1 protein-coding gene is annotated in these 1,169 nt (G+C 64.7%); it reads right to left on the bottom strand.

Translation table 11 applies throughout. The features are described 5' to 3' along the window. Nucleotides 1-1,169: condensation domain-containing protein (locus ABT354_RS37925; RefSeq protein ID WP_351502614.1), on the bottom strand; the 1,169-nt coding region annotated here is incomplete at both ends.

Raw genomic sequence — 1,169 nt, forward strand, 5'->3', positions numbered from 1 at the left:
TCTCTTGTTCGTGGGGGGTGAGGGGGGTGGTGTGGGTGAGGGGTTGGTGGGGGTGGTTGGCGATGGTGGTGAGGAGGTGGGTGAGGTGGTTGGTGATGCGGTGTGCGGTGGGGGTGTCGTAGGTGTGGGGGTTGTGGATGAGGCGGAGGTGGAGGGTGTCGGTGGTGGGGTTGTGGGCGGCGATGAGGTTGAGGGGGTAGTGGATGCCGTCGTGGGCTTGGGTGTGGGTGGTGGTGAGGCCTGGGGCGGGGTGGGTGAGGGTGTTTTGTTGGATGGGGTAGTTCTCGAAGACGAGTGTGGTGTCGAAGAGTTGGGGGTGGGGGGTTTGGTTGGTGATGGTGGTGAGGCTGGTGTGGTGGTGGTCGAGGAGGGTGGCTTGTTGGTTTTGGAGGCGGTGCATGAGGGTGAGGAGGGTGTCGTTGGGGTGGGTGGTGGCGCGGGTGGGGATGGTGTTGATGAAGAGGCCGATCATGTCTTCGATGCCGGGGATTTCGGGGGGTCGGCCGGAGACGGTGGTGCCGAAGACGATGTCGTGGTGGCCGGTGTAGTGGGTGAGGAGGAGGGTCCAGGCGGTTTGGACTGCGGTGTTGAGGGTGAGTCCGTGGGTGCGGAGTTGGGTGCGGAGGGTTTGGGTGGTGTGGGTGGGGAGGGTGGTGTGGTGGGAGTGGGGTGGGGTGGGTGTGTGGTGGGTGGTGTGGGGGGTGAGGAGGGTGGGTTGGGTGAGGTTGTGGAGGTGGTTTTTCCAGGTGGTGGTTGAGGTGTGGGGGTTTTGGCGGGTGAGCCAGGTGAGGTAGTTGCGGTAGGGGGTGGGGGTGGGGAGGTGGGTGTCGTTTCCGTTGGTTTGGTAGAGGGTGAAGAGTTCGCGGATGGCGAGGGGCATGGACCATCCGTCGAGGAGGATGTGGTGGTTGGAGATGAGGAGGTGGTGGGTGGTGGGGGTGAGGTGGGTGAGGGTGATGCGGATGAGGGGGGGTGTGGTGGGGTCGAAGCGGGTGGTGCGGTCGGTGTTGATGATGTGGGTGAGTTGGGTTTGGGCCTGGGTGGGGGTGAGGTGGGTGAGGTTGTGTTCGGTGAAGGGGATGGTGGTGTGGCGGGGGATGATCTGGATGGGGTGGTTGGTGCCGCGGGTGCGGAAGGCGGCGCGGAGGTTGGGGTGGCGGTTGATGAGG

The organism is Streptomyces sp. NPDC000594 (assembly GCF_040299965.1).
In the GTDB taxonomy this organism is placed as follows: Bacteria; Actinomycetota; Actinomycetes; order Streptomycetales; family Streptomycetaceae; genus Streptomyces.